Source organism: Psychrobacillus sp. NPDC096426 (assembly GCF_044762745.1).
In the GTDB taxonomy this organism is placed as follows: domain Bacteria; phylum Bacillota; class Bacilli; order Bacillales_A; family Planococcaceae; genus Psychrobacillus.
In genome coordinates, this window is sequence record NZ_JBIWEX010000003.1 from 22555 (window position 1) to 43884 (window position 21330).

Sequence of the window (21330 nt, forward strand, 5' to 3'; positions counted from 1 at the left end):
AAATATTTTTCATAGCAAACACATTCATGAATTCTTTGATTGGTTGTGTTAAATAGCTCAATGTCTTCTCCTACATTAAATAGCTCAATGTCTTCTCCTACAGATGTGTTGTACTTATTGGTTTCTACATAGAAAATCAAAATCCTTTATTTGCACTTATTTCTTATTGTATTTACCTCACCTATTAGTCTGAATAAATACTAAAAAGACTCGTTATTCTGCAAGATAACCGGCAAGCGTCCGCTTGAAAGAAAATCCACTTTGTTCGGATTTCAACATTCGTTCGCTATAATGGAATTGATTCAATAGAGAAAAAATAAAATATTTTACATAATATCGAGAAAAAATTTTCCCGCCTACGTTATATAAGGTGTAAAAGCTTTTACAAAGTTTAAAGGAGACTATATTGATGAAGTCAAATGAAAAAAATTTTATCAAACGTCTGAAATCAGAGAAAGAAGATGCCATTGAGTATATCGTTGATGTATATCTGCCCCTTATTAAAGGCATTTCATACAAAATTCTTACTCCGATTGATAATGGGCTTATTGAGGAATGTATTAATGATATTTTTCTATCGATTTGGAAAAATGCAAAGTACTTCAATGGTGATGTAGATAATTTTAAAAGTTGGATATGTACAATTGCGAAATTTAAAGCAATCGATTATTACCGCAAGGCATTAAAAAACAATGAGGTTGATGTTGGATATTTAGAAATTCCTGATAAATATTCCGTAGAAGAGGAGATTATTCAATTAGAGAATAAAGATGAGGTCATACATCTCCTCCAAGAGTTGGAACCAATCGATCAAAAAATCATTTTCATGAAATATTTTTTAGATTTGAAGTCAGATGAAATAGCAGATCAACTCGGAATGACCAAATCATCGATTGATAATCGAATCTATCGTGGGAAAAAGAAACTGAATAAGCAAGCAGCAAATATAAAGCTTGGAGGCAGGGTTTATGAAAAATATCTATGAACTTATGAATGATATGGAAATAGACGTTAGCGAGTTTGAAGAAATGGAAGTAAGTGAATTGGAAAAAATGAAAGTGAAAAGCGAATTGAAAAACAGGATTACAAAAACAAAACAGAGGAAATGGAAGAAAACTTTTGCCGCTGCTGCAATCGCAGTTAGTTTAACTTCGACTGCTTTAGTTGGGTTATCGTTTTCTGCATTTGCTGAAGAGATTCCTTTTTTAGGGAATATTTTTAAATACTTCAGTAAAGATGGCTTCTATGATAATTATGAAGAAAACTCCAATAAACTCAATGTTTCAGAAGAGAGTAACGGGATTAAAATCACTATAAATGATGCAACTTTTGATGGGAGATCGGTAGTTGTCACCTATATGATTGAATCGGATAAAGATTTGGGAGATCATGCATGGATTGAAGGTATTCCAACGTATGGGACAAGTGGCAATAGTGGACAACATGAAATTACTAAGATTAAGGAAAATAAATATATCGGCATCACAACTGTTACCCACTATAATGATATTGAACTAAGTGAAGTTAGCGTTGATTGGGTGTTGGAAGGCATCATACCAAATGGCTATAGCAAAGACGCAGAGGTAATCGAAGGCGAATGGGAGTTTCATTTTAACCTAGAAGCAGTGGACAGCAAAACACAACTTGTAGATCAAAGTATTAAGGGAAATGGGATAACTGCAAAAATCGAGAAAGTGACTTTCACTCCAATGTCTTTTCTTATCTATTTTGAACAAATTGTTTCAGATGAAATAATTGACCAGTGGGATCATGTTTTTATGGATATTGAAGTAAAAGATGATCTTGGAAACGTTTATATTAACAAGGACAATGGAGGAAATGGTTTATATGATATAAGTTGGAGTAAAACGTTTGGTAAACTTGATCCGAAAGCAACACAACTCATTGTTACACCAGTCGTTGAACTCATGGATTATGAAACTATTGGTTATCGGGCGGATGGTCAGCCGATAAAAGCTAACTATCGCTTGGAAAATAGTAAAGCCGACATCGAAGAATTTAAACTAAACGAGATTATTATTAACGTGAAGAAGTAGGTGAAAATAATCCCTTAAGTGAAGCACTCACTAAAGGGATTATTTTTTCTTCTAACGTTAAGAGCAAAAACAACCATTCCCAGTAACGACGGCACCGAAAAATTGTATATCCTCTTCTAAATCAACCATATGTAATTACATAGATTGATTGGTCTATTTACTCGTGCATTGGGTTATTGTGCAAGCAAAGCTAACTTGCTTTTAGATGGTGTTTCGTATTTTACTTTGGTGGACTTTTGAACATAATTTCCTCCACCCACACCATATAAACCGCCATGATTACTCTTATAGTTATAAACTCTATATTCTTCGCCTTTTTTCAACGTACGAACCGTAGTCAATGAACCGTCGCTCTCCATTTTGACCAAGTTTGTATTAGATAGAATAGTAACTTTACCTATTTGCCCTAATTTTAGTTCTGTTTTCCCCCACATAACTTTTCCAGTTGGCACATCTAACTTTTTCGTCATGTAAGCAGAGGAAATATAACCCGCTAACTTTTGATCCTCTGTTTTAACGGGGTACCATACAAATTGGTTTACACTTGTCAAAGATTGATCATATACGAAATTTCCTTCAATAATCAAGGTAGTATTTTTCGATAAGGCTTTTGCAACCGAAGAAGTACTAGGAAGTGACCTTAATTTTACAGCGTCTTCTGTTATCAATACCTTATCTCCTTTTTGAAATTGATATGCAGAAGTATGCAGCTGACCCGTTAATGCATATTCCATCTTTTTGAATACAATATTATCACTGCTGTTCGGGTCATATTCAAAGTCTGATGTATGGAAAGGAAACTGTCCTAATGTCGTACTGTTTAAGTAACTATCTTTTTCAATAAACGCAAAGACTTTTTCTTGATAGGCGTCTATATTTTTTGATCCACTGGACTGATAAAGAGGACTGTTAACAGGTTTTGTACCGTTATAAGCCATGACCGGAAAATACCAATTTTCGATTACTTCTGGTCCTTGCTTATTTATTTTAGGCAGATCTTTACGTTGATACATGCTACGAAGGATTTCGACGCCTGCCTCAATATTATAATTGATATCATATTTCAATTTCTCTTGATCATAGCCAGCTTGGTTGGTAATTTGCATAAGACCGATCCCATTATCTTTTGAGATTATAGGCTGGCCATTCTCATCAAATTGTTTCCAACTACCATTTTCTTTTGACGCGACAGCTTTTACCACTTCGGGTGGGATTTTTGCTTCTAAAGCTGCATTCGTAAGTAAGCAGTTCATATGCTGAAAAGCAGGATTTTGGTTTGGTTTTATTTCACCATAAGATGAACATTTAGATGCCCAAGCTGACTCAGCGAAAGCTTCTTCATAAGACCAACCTAGTAGCATTAAACAAGTTAAGAATCCTGCTATCATTTTGATTGATTTCATTCATTCATACTCCTTCCATTAAACTTTTATATTTATCTAGTATATTTTACCATGTTAGATGATAATTTTAACTCTATTAATTAATATAAAACTTTATATCTAAATAAAATTCATATAAAAAATAACAAGCAAATCCGAATAATAATATTCCCGCTATTATAGAGGTCCACTTAATCATAGTCCGATTCATTATTTTTCGTGTAACGGATACAATACTTAACAAACCAATATCATGCAATAAAATACCTGTTAATATACCTAGTGCAGCAACTATAAAACTGCTAGAATTTGTTTGTGAATACGAATCAGCTAAAACTACACCAAAGACTGAAACCCAGAACACTAGATTACCTGGCGATATAGCAACTAATAAACCATTGCGATAAGTTATTACTAATGATTTATTTACTTTTTCGCCAGCAAGTGTAATATCTCTATCTGCATTTTTAATAGAATCATAGGCTAACATGAATAAAAACCCTGCTCCTATTATCCATAATGGTATTTGCACATACGGCAACGATAAAATCTCAGCAAGTCCAAAATACAATGCTAAAATCAACAATAAATCAATAGTCATACCACCAATTCCAACTGCCCAACCATGTAAAAAACCATTTTTTAATCCCTGTTTTGTCATTTCCACACTAATTGCACCTATCGGTAGTGCAATTGAAAACCCTACTAATACGAATTTCAAGTACAAATCCAAAAAGCAAAACTTCTTTCAGTCTATATTTGCATAGTAATTCTCCGTTTGTTTTAATTATACAGAATTTCATCCCCAATAAATCTACCTCTTAATAAAGAACATGCCTCAGGTATGCTTTTATAGCTCCCTTTCAAAGATCACTCTTTATTGTCCACTTCTTTGTAATTAGAGAGTCTTTCTTCTAATGTACCAGTATGTAATTCAAAAAAATTATTGTCATAATCATAGAAATAAATGGAGTAACCTTCTCCTTTAATTCTCGTTCTAGGCGGTTTCATTTCTAAGTTTAATGCCTTTATTTTTTCAAGATAGTTGTCTATCTCTTCTTCTCTTATTTTGAAAGCAACATGATGGTATGTTCGATTAACCGTTTCTTTATTTTCCATGACTGCTATCCATTGTCCGCCTATAATGAAAAATCTTTCCCTTGACAAAGAGTGTGTTTTTTCACCACTATAATATACTTCTTTAGCTCCAAATAATTCTTTATATAATTGAGTTGTTCTATCTAAATCCTTCACTACGTATGTAATATGACTTATATTATCGATCATTTTAGTCTTCCTTCCTGTTATATTAGGATGATCAAGAAAGTGAGTATTGTATAATTAAATTTCTAATTAAAGGATTAAGTCTATCTGGTAATTTATTTACTTTAAAAAACTTCACTTCAGTAGTTTCTTTACCATCTGCATTTAAGATGCCACCCTTAATTTCTTTTGTAATATAAGCTATTGTTACAGGATAAAATTCATCACCATTTGGCAATTTAACAAAATTCTTTTTTCCCGAAAAAACACCAACCAGATCAAGTTTACCGACTTCAATTCCTGTTTCTTCCAAAACTTCTCTTCTACCTGCTTCCTCAGTAGATTCTCCTAATTCAATAAATCCACCAGGAACTCCCCAAACTCCATCCATTCGTTTTTGTAATAGAATTTCACCACTAGCATTCATAACAGCAACTGCTACTCCAACTAATATCAAAGGTTGGTTTCCCACAATCTTGCGCAAATCCTCAATATAACCCATAATTACCTCCTAAAAATTATATTATAAATATGTCAATTCGATATTTTTAAGGAATTCCCTCTTTTTTTTTAAAATATACGGCCTCGATCATTTATATGAATACCGGTAGAGCTTATTCCCCTCTAGTTTAAATTAATTATGTTTTGTTATAAAATAAATTTTAATGAATATTTTGATTTATCAATATAGTAAAAGGAGAATAAGTTTATGAATATAGCAAAAAAAGTATTAAATTCAAGTGGTATGCTTCTCTTAATTTTTACTTTATCAGCCTGTAAGCAAACTGAACAATCTCACGAGAATATAATTATGGAAAATGAACAACAAGAACAACAAAATATAACCTATTCTTTTAAAAACCCCAATACAGGCCAAGAATTTAATATAATTCATGCTTACATGCTATATGAAAACTATTTTGAAACTGTAAAGGATAATCCAGATGAATCACCATACCAATTATATAAACAGGTGATTATCGACCCTGTATATGATGCTTGTTTTAAAGATGCGGAATACCATAAATTTAGTGTATTTGAATGGACACCGGAAGAAAGTGATTTTAATAGTATTAAGAAACAAATTGAATCAATGGATAAAGATTATTTAAATGAGTTATTTGAAGAATCCCTTATTAAATCCTCAGACATACTGTCATCAAATAATAAAACAACAGTATGTGTGTTTCCTGAAAATGCAAGCTTTCCTTCTGACATGATTACAGTCGGTATAGGGAAAATTTTAGTCTTATTCAATGGTTTTTATGATTATTATAAATCAGGTATGTCCCATGAATATCATCATAGTGTTTGGACCGAAAAACATTCTACGGAAGATTATTATTTGACAGTTTTAGATGATTTAATAATGGAAGGACAGGCCGTGATGTTTGAAACCTTAGTGTATCCCGATTCAAATAGTACTGATTATGTAGTTGATGAAAGCTTTTATAAAGAATATTGGAGCAAGATTGAAACATATCTGGAGAGTAGTTATTCCGTTGAATTTCTAATAGGTGGCTCTAATGGTTTACCTGATTATTATGGCTATAGTGAAGGCTACAAAATGATTAGATCTTACCTAAATCTGCATCCCGATATGACAGTAGAAGAATGGACATCCAAAAGTCCTAAAGAAATATTTGAAGAAGGTAATTACATGGCTAACTACGAGTAGAATACTTCAACGGGGTCTACAAAATTCCTCACTCAGTATAAATTGACCTACTGAATATAGAAGGAATTTGAAAAGTACCATCTATAAGTCTAGAAAATGAGTATGCACTCGATAATCTACTTCCATGATTTACAGCAATCCATATGGATAGACGTGATCCGAATAAGGCTAAATAAAATATGCACTAATGCCCATTTAGAACATTAGGAGGCATTTTTGATGATTATTTTGAAAACTGGTGGTTTTTTAACTTAACTTTTCAATCGTCAAACTAATATTCCTGGCTCGAATAACCAATCTTTTGAACCATAATTTTCATCATCAGATCCTCTAATATCTTTGGTAATTTTATTTTCTATAATTAAATCACGGAACTTCTTACTGAATAATGTCTTTTTGTATACATATTTACCGTCGTGGCTCCATTCGGCTGATAGGTATATATCCGACTCAAGATCTTTTAAGTCTTCTTTATCGTAATGAAATGGTCCATTTATAGTACGTTTGATACCGCAAATGCATGGTTCTGGTTCTGTAGCAAAATAAAAGTGTACCATTTGAGAACTCCAATTAGGGAGAGTGTGTTTCGGTATAATTTGATATGCTTGTTGTCTACCTGCTTCAGGTCCTTTATGCACCACAGGATTTAAATCATATCCTTTAAGGTTCCATTTGTTCATTAAGTCTACCATTTTCTTAGAAACTACCCAAAAGGGTCCTACATTTACCATATATCTATCTTTTATTTTGGATGTATCTATTACTAACGAAGAAAGTTGCTCTCTCATGATCAGTCCGCAAACTTTGCAAAATGTTTTCTTATGAAACTTTGTTCCTTATCTTCTAAAAATGCATTTTGAGAATTACCTGTCGAATCCAAAACAAATAATGGAGACTGCATGTATTCATCATCTGAACAAATGAAATTAATTTTTTCACCGATTGAATCAATTTTCAATTGTTTTTCTAAGTATTCATAAATCACTTTAACAGTGTTATAGTTTATACATTTATCAAGAGGAACCTTAAAATTAAAGGTAACTTCAGAAGTCCTATCCAATTCAGGGGATTCTACAAAAATATTATAATTATTAAATATCTTAATGACTTCACTCCGAAGCTTTGAATCAACAAAAAATAATAGTTCCAGTTCGGTTTTCAATACACTTACCTCCTATATTAATAATAACAAAATATTGGCTAGCAGCATGTTGTTTAGGTTTGATAATTCCCATAAAACAGAGCAACGACTTAAAAAACGTTGCTCTACTTGACTAAAGTTCCGTTAGTTGAAGAACTTTTGTCTTTTGTTATATCAATTTTGGGCATTTCCGATGTTTCGTAGCTTGTTCATAAGCATAAGCAAGTTTAATTAATACACCTTCACTAAAAGCCGTACCTGCAAATGTTATGCCAAATGGTCTTCCACTTTCCATGTAACCAGCAGGTACCGCTATAGATGGATAGCCAGCTTTAGCACATATGGTTGAGCCAATATAAGATGGAAAAATTATCGCATCAAGATCATACGTTTTTAAAGCAAAGTCAATCCCCATGTCCTGGGAAAAATACAAATCTTCTAATTTCGCATTTAAATACTCGGGATTTCTTAAAATATTTGGTAGACTTTCTCTATACTCCAACTTATTCTGACCATATTTCAGGGCTTTTTGTTCATGCTGTTTATTAAATTGAATCAATTCTGTGTCAGAATGAATTGGTATGTAAGAAGGTAACTTGGATAAATAATTTCCTAAGCTATGTTTCAATTCATATATTGGTACTCCCCAACTCCAATCTCTATTGAATGAAGGTATTTCTATATTATTGACAACTTCTGTTCCTTCATGGTGTAAGGTTTGAATGACATGTTTAAACAGATTTTCATCGTATTCTCCTGAGTGATAATATTCCTCCGAAGCTTGATTGAATATACCGATTCTAGCACCTTTCAATCCTTGAGAATCTAAAAAGACGGTATAATCTTGTTTTGATATACCTTCACTCTTATATGTAGCTGGATCGAGTTTATCGACACCTGTTAATGCACCTAATAAAATAGCCGCGTCCGTAACTGTTCTTGCAAAAGGTCCTGCTGTATCTTGCGAGTATGTAAATGGAATAATTCCAGTGCGACTGATTAACCCAACTGTCGGTTTTATCCCAACTACCGAGTTTTGAATCGCAGGACTCAGGATGGACGCATCTGTCTCCGTACCAACAGACAATGCGGTAAAATTTGCAGCAACTGCCACCGCAGAACCAGAGCTTGATCCACCAACAAAAAGGTCCGCATCACCATATGGATTTAATACTTGTCCACCTCTGGAACTATAGCCTGCCCACATTTCAGTTGACATTCCATTAGCTAATTCTGTCATATTTGTTTTACCTAATATTATCGCACCTGATTCGCGGAGTTTTTCAACTAGGAATGCGTCATGGTTGCTAAGATGATTTTCTAACGCAAGTGTTCCTGCACTTGTATGCATGGAATCATTTGTTTCAATATTATCTTTAAGAAATACAGGTATACCATGTAGTGGCCCCCTAATTCCCCTTGTCTTTCTTTCATAATCTAGTGCTTCCGCAATAAAAATTGCATCGGGATTTATTTCAAGTACGGAATTTATCTTCCGACCATCTTGGTCATACTTGGCTATTCGGTCCAGATAATACATAACCAACTCTTTTGAGGTTACTTCTCCATTTTCGATGGCTGCTTGAATATCGTTAATCGTTAACTCTTCTCTAAAAAAAATTGTTAAACTTAATTTTCATATATTGCTCCCCCAATAATCTGAATAAATAATAAATATATTGCGATTTAATAGCTTTTAATCACCAAATGCAAATATTATTTCTGTTTCGCAAACTAGTTCGCCATTCACTGTAGCAATACCTTTGCCTTTTCCAATAGGACCCTTTAATCGGGTGATATCTACTTCAAGACGGAGTTGATCCCCCTGGTTTAACTTGCTGTTTAAAACGGCATTTCTCTATACCTGCTAAAAGCCCTAATCGTCCTTGATTTCCTTCTTTAGTTAACATTATAACTGCACTTACCTGAGTCAATGCCTCTACTATTAATACACCTGGCATAACGGGATAATCAGGGAAGTGTGCTTTAAAAAATTCCTCATTTGCTGTTACATTTTTAATACCAACCGCCCGTTTTCCTTCTTCTAATTCCAAAATCTTATCGATTAAAAGAAATGGATAACGATGTCTTATAACTTCCTTAATCACTTGAATATCTAACATCATTTAATCCCACCCAACAACACTTTTTATAAAAATCTGTCTATTTAATTCTATCACTTGATACTACAGTTGGTATTATAAAAATTGTATCCTGAAATTGATTTCGTCATTAAGGTTTGATGTCTAAATAATTCAAAAGGTATAATCGCATCCATAGCAGTTCGATTATCACATAGATCACCTTCACTTGATAAAAGTAAAGAAAATAACTTAAATTAATAATAGAAACGACCACCTCACTTATGAGATGGTCGCTTCTTTAGAATGGAGAAAAAGGAGTATTGTATTGTATTGTATTGTTTTGTTTTAACCTCTCTGATTACGCCTTTCTCTAGTAACCGTTCGATAAAACATACAAATAGAATGGCCACGACTATAAAAGTGATTCGTTCCAGAGTTAAAACTCGCTCTATTAATCCGAAAGATGTCTATTGTACTTTTTTAGTACAAAAATGACGCACCCACAATAATTAGTAGAATAAACAATACTACAATCAAAGCAAAGTTATTACCACGATTACCGTATCCACTATTTTCACCTACATATTCAGACATCTTATACCACCTCCTCTTATATAACTAGATTATGAGAATAAAAATCTTTAGATTAGGTAAATAACATTAAGTTAACTTTTTAAATTTTATTATCTTAGATCTGGCCATTCTTGATATGAGGAGTTTAGAAACGATTTCAACAAAAAGAGCATCAATCTTTCTTACTACTTAAACTCTGTTTTGATCCAAAATCTGATCTAGGAGGGGTCTAGTGAAAACCGCAGATGAAGTCACAATTATCAATGCATCCATTAGTTTATTTAGGCTTAGAATACTTGGTTCTGCGCTACATGGATGGCTAAAGGGTCCTTTAGTACAATAAAGAAAAAGAAAAATAATTAAACTAAAACTATACGAAATCATAAAGAAAGAATCCATTTTGAATATTTTCAAAATGGATTCTTTTATCTCCAGTATAAAGATTAGATTTTACTAAGAGACAGAAATGCTTGGATTTCTTTTTAATTATTCACTCTTGTATATCATATAGTATTTTTTATCTATAGTAATATGGTAAAATGAGATTATAGTATAGTTGCGAGGTGATAATCAATGATTTTTTTGAGCGTATTTTTAGTAAGTATAGTTGTTGGTTATCCTTTATGGGATTATTTTTATATGAAAAAAGGAAATTTCAGCAATAAAAGCAGAATGTATCTGACGATCATTATACCCCAATGGGTAATTGTCGCTATTTTATTTGCGTATTTGTTTTTAACTGAACGTTCGTTCGTTGATTTATTTTATGTGGACAATCCAATTCTTTCAGCTCATGCAGACAGAATGAAAACCATAGGGATCGGAGCTATTACTACTTTGGTTGTTTACGCATTAATTTTTATTTTTACTCCAAAATTAAAGCAAGGATTTTCAAAATGGATGAACAACCAAATAGATGCGATTCGATTTATGTTACCAATCACATTAAGGGAAAGAATACTTTTTATTTTTGTTGCTATTACAGCAGGATTTTGTGAAGAGGTTGTGTTTCGCAGTGTTCTGTTGTACTACTTTGAACATCTTCCTTTTGAATTCTCTATTGTTTCGTTAATAATTGTGTTAAGTCTATTATTCGGAATCGTTCATTTGTATCAAGGTTGGAAGGGAGTCCTTGGCACAGCATACCTAGGAGGTATATTGTTATATGTATTTCTTGTAACAGGTAACTTATGGTTGTGTATTTTAATTCATTTTCTAATTGATGTAAAATTTGCGTTTACATCCAATCAAAGGCCATCCATTAACAATCAAGAGATTGCGGTTTAGTTATTTAAAACAGAAAGATGCAAGGGATGACCTTTGCATCTTTTTTATCTCATATAAATTACATCTTTCAAATCAGAATCCCCTCGTTTAATTGACTAATCATTTAATCCCTTTCCATCGAGAATTTTCTGTTTGTATTTTTCAACCCTTGATACTCTAGTTTTGGATTGTTTGGGATCAGAAAAATAGAGAACGTACGCTCTTTGTCGTCCTGGCGTCAATGCTTCAAAAGCAGTTTTCAATGCAGGTATTTCATCGAATTTATTTTGAAGCTCTTCAGGAATTATCAGTTCTGTATTTTTTTTGAAATTCACTTCCAAACCTGCTTTTTCAACTTCAATGGCCTCATAAATATAGTCCTTTAAGATGGATTCCATTTCAACTATTTCTTGGACATTGGTAAACCGAATCTGACGCGCCGCCTGTACATTCTCCGTTTGTTGGATTAGAATCCCATGGGTATCCTTTAACAAGACACCTTTGTGAAACAGAAGCGCACAATAATCTTTAAATCCATGTATGATAACTATGTTTTTTTTCTCAAACGTATAACAAGGATGCATCCACTTAAATTCTTCAGTCAGCTCACAGTCAAGAACGATATTTCTCAACTTCTCATATTCTTCCTTCCACTTTTGAGCTTTACTTAAAAATTCATCAACTTTAGGATTCATTCTACTACTTGTCATCAAGGAACGCCCCTCTTCAATTTTTCGATTAGCTGACAGCTAAGAATGTTCAATCTCTAATTCTTTCTGCCACTTTTTGTATTTACATTTTGATTAACCATGACCCTTTTGTCAAGCACATCCAAGAATATTGTTAAACTCACTTTTTGGGAGTCCAATTTTATAACCAGTTTTCTATGCATATTACCTTTTTAGCATCTGAATCTAACTTCACTTTTTTACCGATACCTAATGGATGCATCGGATGGGTGTGACATGTATCGAAGTCAGCTAAAATTGGAATGTCTAGTCCATCTAGTTGTTCAATTAATATGTCTAAAGGTCGTTTTCCTGTGCCTAAATCATTATATTGTTCATGTTTACCTAAGATAATGCCAGCTACTTTTTCAAAAACACCTTGTAACTTAAGCATTGCAAAGTTTTTCTCAACAACGGATGCATCTTTATTACAGTCTTCCATAAATAGTATATCGCCAGGTTCAATTGGTGGAAAATAAGGCGAACCAATAAATCCATACATTGCATTTACGTTGCCGCCTATTAATCGCCCTTCTGCTACTCCACTTTTCCCAGTTATCCACTCATTATGATATAGAGTTTTTTCAGTCGTTTTTTCAAGCCAATTCACTGGTTCATCTGACCAAAATGGTGGAATCGGTACTTCGTATGGAAGCTTATTTTCTTCCATAAAATATTGTTCAAAATATCGATATGTATCATTCACAAGAGGCTCAAATTCACCAAAAGAAGGGATAAGAGCAGGCCCATAATAGGTTGTAATACCTGTTTTTGCATAAAGGGCAAGTAAAACAGCTGTTACATCAGAATATCCAACGATTAACTTTGGATTATCCTTAAATGCTTTATAATCAATATATGGCAACAAACTATTTGAATTTGTGCCACCAATAGTTGACATAATCATCTTAATGTCTGGATTTCTTATTAATTTATTTAGCTCCTCTGCCCGTTCTTTGGGTGAGCCAGAACGATATATATCTGATTGCCCTGTCAATTCACCTTCTACAATAACAAAACCTTTTTCTTCTAAAAAAACTTTCGCACGTTGATAGCGTTGATGGGCTGTTACTGTTGCAGGAGATGACGGGGTAAATATCCCAATCTTATCTCCCATTTTTAAACGTTGAAACATATTTTCAACCTACTTTCTAAGCCTTGATAAAATATGTGACCAGTCAATTCCTCAGTAAAAGAGCGGTTAACACTTTAATATAAATTAAAAACTACAACATCATAGGATAAAATTTAGTCAAAAAGAAAAAGAGCTCAAGCTCCATGTTCTTGAACTCAAGCACTCTTTTGTTGAATTAAATTTTAAACGTTTGAATTAGACATACCTCATCATCAATTAGTTCCAGTCTTTCTTGAGTTTCAATATTTAATTTAATATAAACTTTTTTCCAAAAGGCAACCGCACGCTTATTTTCAACAACCTGCATTATAAAATATTGTCCTGGTTTCTCTTTAAATACTTTTTCTACAGTCTGCATAGCCATAGCCTATAGTTTACCTTTGTACTAAAAGAGTATAAACAAGCCTTTTATTCCATAATCATTGTTTTTTTCTACGTAAAACCCTACCTTTTTTCTTAATTAGCATATTAGTTACCTATAGTTTTAAATATTATGAATGACTTTTCGGGTTCGATATTTTATGCTATTTAGGTTGTATTTTATCGTTCTATCAATCTCTTTTATCTTTAAAAAACTCAGGATTACCGCTCTGTTAGATATTCTATAAAGTAATCTCTCGTTTCTTGATGAGTGAGTATTTCTATCACCTTGTTTTTATCAATGAATACTGCATCACTTACTTCATGATCAATTGGACTAAGTGTGTTGATGTCCCCAATAAATTCTACAAGAAACATCGTTGTTTCTTGTTTGACGTATCCAATTTTAATTATAAGTTCATCTGAAAAATCAAAGTGAATTTTTTTGTCAAACTCTTTGATAATTTTATATTCAATCGAACCCGTCTCTTCGTGTAATTCACGTAATAGTGCATCGTAATAATCCTTGTCGTTTTTTTCTACCCCACCTTTAATAAAGTCCCATTCCCCTTTAATAATCTGTTTACCTTCAGAAGTATTTATGGTGGTTTTACATACAACTAAAAACTTATTTCGATTAAAAACTATTGCACCGACAGCTTTTCTAATCATTTATCCCCTTCTCTTTCTGTATCTCAATATTCCGATGTGACAAATCACCTTCTAAAACAATGTTGCTTTCTTTACCATTTAACTGGATGATCGTTAGACTAGTGTCATGAATAAAAGGAGGCTCCCATAATTTTTCTAATGGATAATTTTTAAAAAAAGCTAATAACGTTTTAATAACAACAGAATGAGTAACAATTAGAATATTTCCTGAGCTATGTTTCTCTTGTACGGAAATAATAGCATTCACTACTCTGTTTTTTAGGACTGCAAAACTTTCACCATTTAATGATTTATATAGATGTGGTGTATTCCAAAAAGAGTAATATTCCATTGGATATATATCCTCTATAGCTGAAAAAGTTTGACCTTCCCATAATCCCATATTTATTTCCCTTAAATTTTCATCAAGAATAATAGGGATTTCTCTTCCGCCTTTAATTAAGTTAGCGGTTGAAACAGTTCTTTTACTGGGACTTGTATAGATTGCATCAAATTTTACTTCTTTAAGCGTATTTCCTAAAGATATTGCATTACAAATTCCATTCTCTGTTAATTCTGAATCACTCCAACCTTGCATTCTTTTTTGTGTATTCCATACAGTTTCACCATGTCTAGTTATATACAAAGTTAGCATATATACCCCCTTCAATAATAATTATCCAAAAATTTCTTGCAACTAGTTTTACGATTTTGACATTGATAACAAAGATAAACTTTGGTTTAAACAGAAATAAATAAAAATGGAGGCGTTTCTTGACGATCCGCCCCGCATTTAGTGCACAATTCTTTAATGAAACAATTTCTATTTTGGTATTCTTTTAGAACCAATCTTTTGAACTCCAGTGAGAATAAGGATATAGACCCCATCAAATAGAGGTTAATGCTTGATAGTATTAATTAGTTCAATCATTTTTTTTGAGGCAATGTTCCAAGCTATGAAGAAGTCTTCAACTGAGGAGTACCTGCGACTTCTATCTTCTTCAACTGCCTTGAGCGCAACTTCATAAAGTTCATGTCCCGCATCCCATTTTAAAAATGAACGGTCAAGTTCTCCTCCTAATAGTCCAAATGCAATTGCACCCATGTTAAACACGTTAGTTTTTTCATCTATTTCAGCACCAAGTTTAAATTCTTCTGGCGACATAAATCTTGAAGAACCCCAAAGCCTTCCCATAGTATTAATGAATGGTTTTGCCATATATAGATCAATATCACATATCTTTGTTATGTTATTCTTAAAATCATATAAAATACTACCGTCATAAAAATCAACAGCTACATAATTCTTCTTTTCTACATGTAGATGGAATTCAAAAATACTCTTTAATGATGCTAAGCGATATGCAATCGGTAATTGTTTATATCGATAAAAAGGGGAATCAGGATGATTATATTTATGTGGTGGAGGAAAAGACCAATGAGAATGTAGACATTCTCCATTGAACCAATCAAACACTAACCCATATCCGTTCTCAACCTCGAAATAATCTAATAGATTTATCAAGTGTGGATGATTCAAATCCTGATAAAGTGATATAGACCTTTTTAATCTTGCTATGGCATCTTCCGGGTGTCCTGAATACTCTAAAGTCTTCGCTCCTGCATACTTCACAAACCTTTTAGTTCCATTTTTTTCAACCCCAAAACATATATTTCCAGAATCTTGTTCATCAAAAACACAAAAAACATCGCCAAGACTTTTAAGCCATTCAAAATCATGTTTCTCTTTTAATTGAAATGAAACACTACCTAAACTAATTACTTGTGATCCATTCATTTAATCCTCCCAATAGGTTTTATGCTAAAATTTTTCGACAAATATAGGCCAAATAAAACCAAGATCGTTCCAATTACTGAAAATATCGTAATAGGTTCTCCAAGCAATATGGCTCCTAATAGATAACCAGCAACAGGATTTAACCATCAGTTAAACAAGAAATAATTATTAAGCTTTTTTTACACATTCATATACATGAAATGAACTTCCTTCTCCATATCCGTTAATAACTTCATGAAGTATAATTTCATCAAAATCATTTGATTTTAGAATATCTTCAAATTCTCCAGATTCATAAAGGCGAATTTGGAAATCCATTATTTCTGATTTCTCTATTTTCCCATCCTTTATTAATTGATATTTCAGTTTTGTATTTAACATTTTCCTTGCTTGGTCATAATTGACTTTCTTATATTCAACAATCTCATTGTGATCAATGTGATGTCTATTCGTTTCAATCCATTCAGAAATATCTTCTACTGTACTTATGTTTGTCATGACAGTTAAAAGTAATTTACCATCTTCTTTTAAAAGTGATTTCATGTTAGCAAGACTAACATTAACCAATTCATCTGGTAAAAGTGAAAAAGAACCAAATGGTATCATAATTAAATCATAGTTTTTGTCGCCTTTAAATTCTTCTATTTTGCCGTAAGAAACATTTGGTTTAAGGTTTAATTTCTGACCCTTTAATTTACATACTCGCAACATTTCTTCTGAAATATCAAATCCCTCGATATTAATTCCTTTTTCCATAAAAGGAATAAGCATTCTACCGTTTCCACACATAGGTTCTAACACTTTCATCTTTTTGTCTTTGACAAAAGACATAAAAAACTCAAGTTCTTTCCCTACTGCAATGGATTTATCTTTTTCGTATATTAGTGTGCAAAGTTCTCCATAATATTCATTCAACAAAATCGCCCCCAAACTATTTGTTTTTTTCTTTTGAACTACCTTACCGTGGTAGTTTAAAAAGTTGTTAGTAAAATAATGACTATTCAAAAAACTTAAACAGCTTTTTTTAATGCGCCTCTACTTGTTGTAGAAACGCATCCGTTAGTTGTAGAAGTTATTTTATTTTAGGTAATATTGTTTTCAGTTCAATTAAATCATCTATTACCAAATCTGCCTTTGCGAGTTCATCTTCTTGCGCAAAATCAAAATTACATCCAATTGCAATTAAACCATTATCTTTTGCCGCATTAATATCAGAGAGACGGTCTCCGACTACTGCTGCTTTTTTTATATCATATTTCTTTATAATAGTTTTAACTAAATCTCCTTTATCCAGCGTCTGTATTTGTTGAATACTAAATGTTTCAGTAACCCAATTATCTAAATTATAATAACTCACAATTGCTTTTAAGTATTCCATTAAACCATTACTCGCTATGTAAATGGTAAAATTATTCTCTTTTAAATAACTGAAAACTTCCTTTACATTAGGATATAAAGCACCTTTCCCACTTCTTATATTTTCAACTAACCTTTCCAGAAAATAAGCATCCGTTTGTTCTCTTACTTCATTGGAATGCTCTGGCAACAAGGCTTCCCATACTTTTGGTAAGGGTACCCCCATAATTTCACGATATTTATCAATTGGGGTCACTGTATCCCATTTATTTAATGACCGTAAATGGTTAAATGTATCGTCAAGTGATAATTCTAAAATTCTATCTGTTTGAAATAGAGTTCCATCCATATCAAAAATCAGTGATTGTAACATTGCTTTCTCTCCCTTTTGCCGTTGCCTCTACAGTTTACCATAAAAACAGAATAGTCTAACCAATTTCTGTTGAAGAGTGCGTAATAGTACTCATACCACCTTTTGTTTCCTTGCGGTATTTACTTCTAGCACCAGTTAGAGAACTAGGATTTCTTAATAAGCAAGTTTCTTTGAAAGATAATACTGTTGATTATCTTTATTAGGATGTTCTTCTATTACACCGACTACTTCATAACCATATTTTTGATAGAAATTTGGGGCTTGAAAGCTAAATGTATCTAGTTGAATGAGTTTGCATCTATTCTCTCTTGCAATTCCTTCTATATTATCTAATAACTGTTTTCCGTACCCTTCACCTCTAAGAGATTCATCAACCCATAAGAAATCAATATGTAAGTGATACCAAAAAATCGTTCCTGTAATACCACCTAAAATTTTCTCCTCTTCATCTCTAAGGATAAAGCTAATGTTTTTGACTGGGTGTTTTACTTCATCTGGTAGTTTAGAAAGGTTGTGTTCAATTACCTTTTTACGAATATAATCACTGTCTTCTTGATTCCATTGCTGAGTTATTTTCATAATTTTCCCTCCATATAAGTCAAATATTTCGTAAATAAATCCATTTCTTATCAGTAATAGAATCCATCCAATTATATTATCGTTCTCTATTGCAATTAAATAATAGTTCCCTCTTCCAAAAAGAATGAAATTAAAAAGAAAAAAGGCGATTCCCTATTAGAACAATCACCCTATGTTATTTATTTTTTTGCCAAAAGCATGGTCTTAATTTGAAGCTGATTAACAAATAGAGGGTTTTCCGCCGCAGACATTGAAGGCCAACCAGTTACAGTCTTTGCTACTAATTGGTTATTTTAAGGATCTAGAATTGGAATAACGGGAATATAAATCATCTGAGGGAAGTATTGGGGACAACACTTATGAGTTAGAGGCTATATCTGAGCCACAGTAAAAACATGACAGAAGAAAGAATTATCATGTACCTAATCAAGTCAATGAAGAAAAAAACGACATATTCAGGATTGAAGACTGAATATGTCGAGAAATTTATTATGCTTAATGACTTTGAGATGACTTTAACCGTCAACATTTATGTCCAAATCCACCTGCTTTAATAGGTGGTTGTTTAAGGCATGTTAGCGGTTTTATTTTGACATGATTGCTAAATCGTCAATTTTTACATTTCGTTGAGCAAAGACTTTTTTAACAATTTTTAGAGCGTTCAAGACACGTGGGAAACCTGTATATGGAAGCAAGTGCACGACAGTTCCAACAATTTCTTTTGGAGTTAATCCAATATTAAGTCCTGAGTTGATATGCAATTCCAATTGTGGCTCTGTACCTAGAGTTACAAGAGAAGCGATTGTGGCAATGGTACGTTGCTGATTCGTTAACCCCTCACGTGAATAAATATCTCCAAAACCAAATTCAACAATAAAATTATCTAAATCTGGTGCAAGATCTTTAAATGCTTCTTGAATTTGAGAGACTGTTGAGATTTCATTATTTCCTTCTAATGTATACTCATTTATTATATCTAAACCTCTTTGATAACGATTTATTTCTGCCATATTATTTTCCTCCTAAAAAGTCATAAGTATTTAACAGAAATAACTATAACGCAGTTTTAATTATGCGTAAAATACATATAACTCATGCGATTCATTCCTTTTTTTCATTTTAAAAAGGTAACTCAGCTGAAATATACTTGATAAATTCACGAACTGCAGGTGATGCGTGTTTTTCTTTTTTTGAAATAAATCCTAAATTCCAAGGAAATCTTGGATTATCGATAGGAATCGCCTTGATTAAATCTTGATCGACTTTTTTTGCCATAGGTTTTGGAAAAATAGAAATCCCTAAGTTTTCACCAATCATTCCACTAATAAAATCCCATTGAGAACTTTCGAAAGCAATTTCCGGACGAAAACCAACTCGTAGGCATTCTTGAATAATGAGGTCATGAATAGCAAACTCTTGCTTAAATAGAATGAAAGTTTCATTTTGTAACTCTTTCATTTCAACTTTTTCCCACTTCGCTAAGGGATGGGAATTATGGACGAAGAGCGACAGTTCATCATAAACAAAGGGAACAACATCAAACTCCTTTTCATCCACGGGTAGCATAACCACACCAAGATCTAATGTTCCGTCTCTGACTTCCTGTTTAACCTTTTTTGAATCATCTTCAAAGAGTTTTATTTTGATATCTGGGTACAGATTATTGAATCCTTTAATGATTTTGGGGAAAAATAAAAAACCAATTATTGGCGGTATGCCAATTTTTATTTTGCCTTTTTTTAAGTTCATTAAATCATATAGATGTATAGATAAATCATTTAGCGATTCCATAATCCTTTCCCCTTCTGCCAAAACGATTTCTCCTGCTTCCGTTAATTCAATTTTCTTTGCGGAACGGTCAATCAGTTCTACATTTAATTCTTCTTCCAAACTTTTGACTACTTTACTTATTGTAGACTGCGACAAGTGGAGAGATTGGGAAGCTTTAGTAAAACTTTTGTATTTGGCTACTTCTATAAAGTAAGTGAGGTGACGTATATCCATGAATGTAATCTCCTATCTATGAAATATATATATAATTTGTATTCCTACCATTCATTTTACTCATACTAATTGGAGATGTATACTCAATGGGAGAACAAAATTTTAAATTATGGGAGTGGTATCATGAATAAAATATTTGAAATCAAAGAGTCCGTAATTACGGGGCAACTAATAAAATCGTTTTTGTAGGGCTACCCTTATCAACTACGGATTGTAATACTAAGTGCAACACCCAAGACTAACTTGATTACCAAATATAAGAATACTGCAGACAAAAATAGTATATCAAATCAAGGGTAATTGATATAAAGCGTTGAGTGACTAAATCTGGGCGAAAAAGTTCCTTCAAAACGTGAAGTCTATATCTATGTATACCCCACTTTCTCCAAATCATCCCCTCGCATTGATAGTACTATATTACTTAAATTTTTGGGAAAAGAGGAGAATTAGAAATGTCAGAAAAGAATACTCAATCAGAAGCGGATCAATTAGATGTACTAAATCAATTATTAAAACCTGAAGTTCAGGAATCCCTCAACATATTAATAGAGGAATTACCAAAATTAACTGAGTTAATAACTCTTTTAAATAAATCCTATGACTTTGCTCAATCAATTTCAACAGACGAAATATTAAAAAATGATACTGTAAGTGCTATTACAGAACTCGCAGTTCCAGTTGTTGAATCTATAAAACATGTTGCGGCAACTGCAATTGAAGCAAAAGATTATTCAGAGTCAAATGTTGAAAATGTCGGTATTTTCGATCTAATGAGAATGTTAAAAGATCCACAAATACAAAAACTTTTCCGTTTCACTAAGGCTTTTCTTCAAATTTCTGCAAGAAAAAATACTCAAAAATAGTACTATTTATATTTAATCAGTAAGAACGGAGGATTAATA

At 32.5% G+C, this 21330-nt stretch carries 23 protein-coding genes and 2 pseudogenes; 5 read left to right on the forward strand and 20 right to left on the reverse strand.

Going from position 1 to position 21330, the window contains the following annotated elements:
* The first annotated feature begins 409 nt into the window (after positions 1–409).
* Positions 410–985 (forward strand): sigma-70 family RNA polymerase sigma factor, encoded by a 576-nt coding sequence (locus ACIQYS_RS03485; RefSeq protein WP_402974978.1) that lies wholly within the window; start codon positions 410–412, stop codon positions 983–985.
* The gene (locus ACIQYS_RS03490) at positions 969–2057 is read left to right on the forward strand and encodes a DUF4179 domain-containing protein (RefSeq protein ID WP_402974981.1); all 1089 of its coding nucleotides are present in this window, start codon (positions 969–971) and stop codon (positions 2055–2057) included. Before ACIQYS_RS03485 ends, ACIQYS_RS03490 begins: the two co-directional genes overlap by 17 nt.
* Positions 2058–2230: 173 nt before the next feature.
* On the opposite strand, the gene ACIQYS_RS03495 is transcribed toward ACIQYS_RS03490, so the two are convergent.
* The 4 genes from ACIQYS_RS03495 to ACIQYS_RS03510 all read right to left on the reverse strand — a co-directional run bounded on the left by ACIQYS_RS03495 (position 2231) and on the right by ACIQYS_RS03510 (position 5204).
* The gene (locus ACIQYS_RS03495) at positions 2231–3460 is read right to left on the reverse strand and encodes a transglycosylase SLT domain-containing protein (protein WP_402974984.1); all 1230 of its coding nucleotides are present in this window, start codon (positions 3458–3460) and stop codon (positions 2231–2233) included.
* Positions 3461–3536: 76 nt separating this feature from the next.
* Entirely contained in the window at positions 3537–4172 is a 636-nt protein-coding gene (locus tag ACIQYS_RS03500) for a LysE family transporter (protein WP_402974987.1), read from the reverse strand.
* 137 nt (positions 4173–4309) lie between these two features.
* Positions 4310–4726, reverse strand: coding sequence for a FosX/FosE/FosI family fosfomycin resistance hydrolase (fosX, locus tag ACIQYS_RS03505; RefSeq protein ID WP_402974990.1), 417 nt, complete (start codon positions 4724–4726; stop codon positions 4310–4312).
* A gap of 31 nt (positions 4727–4757) precedes the next feature.
* Positions 4758–5204, reverse strand: coding sequence for an NUDIX hydrolase (locus tag ACIQYS_RS03510; RefSeq protein ID WP_402974993.1), 447 nt, complete (start codon positions 5202–5204; stop codon positions 4758–4760).
* Between the two features lie 207 nt (positions 5205–5411).
* Between ACIQYS_RS03510 and ACIQYS_RS03515 the strand changes: the two genes are divergently transcribed.
* Positions 5412–6380, forward strand: a complete 969-nt coding sequence (locus tag ACIQYS_RS03515) for a DUF2268 domain-containing putative Zn-dependent protease (protein ID WP_402974995.1) — start codon at positions 5412–5414, stop codon at positions 6378–6380.
* 266 nt (positions 6381–6646) lie between these two features.
* Here the strand turns inward: ACIQYS_RS03515 and ACIQYS_RS03520 are convergent, their stop codons facing one another.
* From ACIQYS_RS03520 to ACIQYS_RS03540, 5 genes and pseudogenes are all read right to left on the reverse strand, one after another.
* The gene (locus ACIQYS_RS03520) at positions 6647–7168 is read right to left on the reverse strand and encodes a hypothetical protein (protein ID WP_402974998.1); all 522 of its coding nucleotides are present in this window, start codon (positions 7166–7168) and stop codon (positions 6647–6649) included.
* Positions 7169–7170: 2 nt separating this feature from the next.
* Entirely contained in the window at positions 7171–7542 is a 372-nt protein-coding gene (locus ACIQYS_RS03525; RefSeq protein WP_402975001.1) for a hypothetical protein, read from the reverse strand.
* 148 nt (positions 7543–7690) lie between these two features.
* Positions 7691–9161, reverse strand: a pseudogene (locus ACIQYS_RS03530) (amidase family protein).
* A 56-nt stretch (positions 9162–9217) separates the two neighbouring features.
* A pseudogene (fabZ, locus tag ACIQYS_RS03535) lies at positions 9218–9644 on the reverse strand (3-hydroxyacyl-ACP dehydratase FabZ).
* Between the two features lie 441 nt (positions 9645–10085).
* On the reverse strand, positions 10086–10199 hold the full coding sequence (locus ACIQYS_RS03540) for a YjcZ family sporulation protein (protein ID WP_402975004.1): 114 nt from the start codon (positions 10197–10199) through the stop codon (positions 10086–10088).
* A gap of 552 nt (positions 10200–10751) precedes the next feature.
* On the opposite strand from ACIQYS_RS03540, the gene ACIQYS_RS03545 reads away from it, so the two are divergent.
* Complete coding sequence (locus ACIQYS_RS03545; RefSeq protein WP_402975007.1) at positions 10752–11465, forward strand: CPBP family intramembrane glutamic endopeptidase; 714 nt, start codon at positions 10752–10754, stop codon at positions 11463–11465.
* Between the two features lie 95 nt (positions 11466–11560).
* Here the strand turns inward: ACIQYS_RS03545 and ACIQYS_RS03550 are convergent, their stop codons facing one another.
* From ACIQYS_RS03550 to ACIQYS_RS03600, 11 genes are all read right to left on the reverse strand, one after another.
* On the reverse strand, positions 11561–12154 hold the full coding sequence (locus ACIQYS_RS03550) for a YdeI/OmpD-associated family protein (protein WP_402975010.1): 594 nt from the start codon (positions 12152–12154) through the stop codon (positions 11561–11563).
* Positions 12155–12314: 160 nt separating this feature from the next.
* Positions 12315–13307 carry a S66 family peptidase gene (locus ACIQYS_RS03555; RefSeq protein ID WP_402975013.1) on the reverse strand — a complete coding sequence of 331 codons (993 nt, stop codon included), beginning with the start codon at positions 13305–13307 and terminating at the stop codon, positions 12315–12317.
* A gap of 175 nt (positions 13308–13482) precedes the next feature.
* Positions 13483–13671 (reverse strand): hypothetical protein, encoded by a 189-nt coding sequence (locus ACIQYS_RS03560; RefSeq protein WP_402975016.1) that lies wholly within the window; start codon positions 13669–13671, stop codon positions 13483–13485.
* A 218-nt stretch (positions 13672–13889) separates the two neighbouring features.
* Entirely contained in the window at positions 13890–14339 is a 450-nt protein-coding gene (locus ACIQYS_RS03565; RefSeq protein ID WP_402975019.1) for an NUDIX domain-containing protein, read from the reverse strand.
* Positions 14332–14973, reverse strand: coding sequence for a histidine phosphatase family protein (locus ACIQYS_RS03570; RefSeq protein ID WP_402975021.1), 642 nt, complete (start codon positions 14971–14973; stop codon positions 14332–14334). The genes ACIQYS_RS03565 and ACIQYS_RS03570 overlap by 8 nt, the downstream gene beginning before the upstream one ends.
* A 243-nt stretch (positions 14974–15216) precedes the next feature.
* Positions 15217–16116: a protein kinase domain-containing protein gene (locus ACIQYS_RS03575; RefSeq protein ID WP_402975024.1), complete on the reverse strand. Its 900-nt coding sequence runs from the start codon at positions 16114–16116 to the stop codon at positions 15217–15219.
* Between the two features lie 168 nt (positions 16117–16284).
* Complete coding sequence (locus tag ACIQYS_RS03580) at positions 16285–17031, reverse strand: class I SAM-dependent methyltransferase (protein ID WP_402975026.1); 747 nt, start codon at positions 17029–17031, stop codon at positions 16285–16287.
* Positions 17032–17188: 157 nt separating this feature from the next.
* Positions 17189–17845, reverse strand: a complete 657-nt coding sequence (locus ACIQYS_RS03585; RefSeq protein ID WP_402975029.1) for an HAD family hydrolase — start codon at positions 17843–17845, stop codon at positions 17189–17191.
* Between the two features lie 153 nt (positions 17846–17998).
* Positions 17999–18424, reverse strand: a complete 426-nt coding sequence (locus ACIQYS_RS03590; protein ID WP_402975032.1) for a GNAT family N-acetyltransferase — start codon at positions 18422–18424, stop codon at positions 17999–18001.
* 584 nt (positions 18425–19008) lie between these two features.
* A complete protein-coding gene (locus ACIQYS_RS03595; RefSeq protein WP_402975035.1) occupies positions 19009–19434 on the reverse strand; it encodes a carboxymuconolactone decarboxylase family protein in 426 nt (141 codons plus the stop codon).
* 109 nt (positions 19435–19543) lie between these two features.
* Positions 19544–20428 (reverse strand): LysR family transcriptional regulator, encoded by an 885-nt coding sequence (locus ACIQYS_RS03600; RefSeq protein WP_402975038.1) that lies wholly within the window; start codon positions 20426–20428, stop codon positions 19544–19546.
* 452 nt (positions 20429–20880) lie between these two features.
* Here ACIQYS_RS03600 and ACIQYS_RS03605 point away from each other — a divergent pair, with 452 nt between their 5' ends.
* Positions 20881–21291 carry a DUF1641 domain-containing protein gene (locus ACIQYS_RS03605; RefSeq protein WP_402975041.1) on the forward strand — a complete coding sequence of 137 codons (411 nt, stop codon included), beginning with the start codon at positions 20881–20883 and terminating at the stop codon, positions 21289–21291.
* Positions 21292–21330 lie beyond the last annotated feature (39 nt).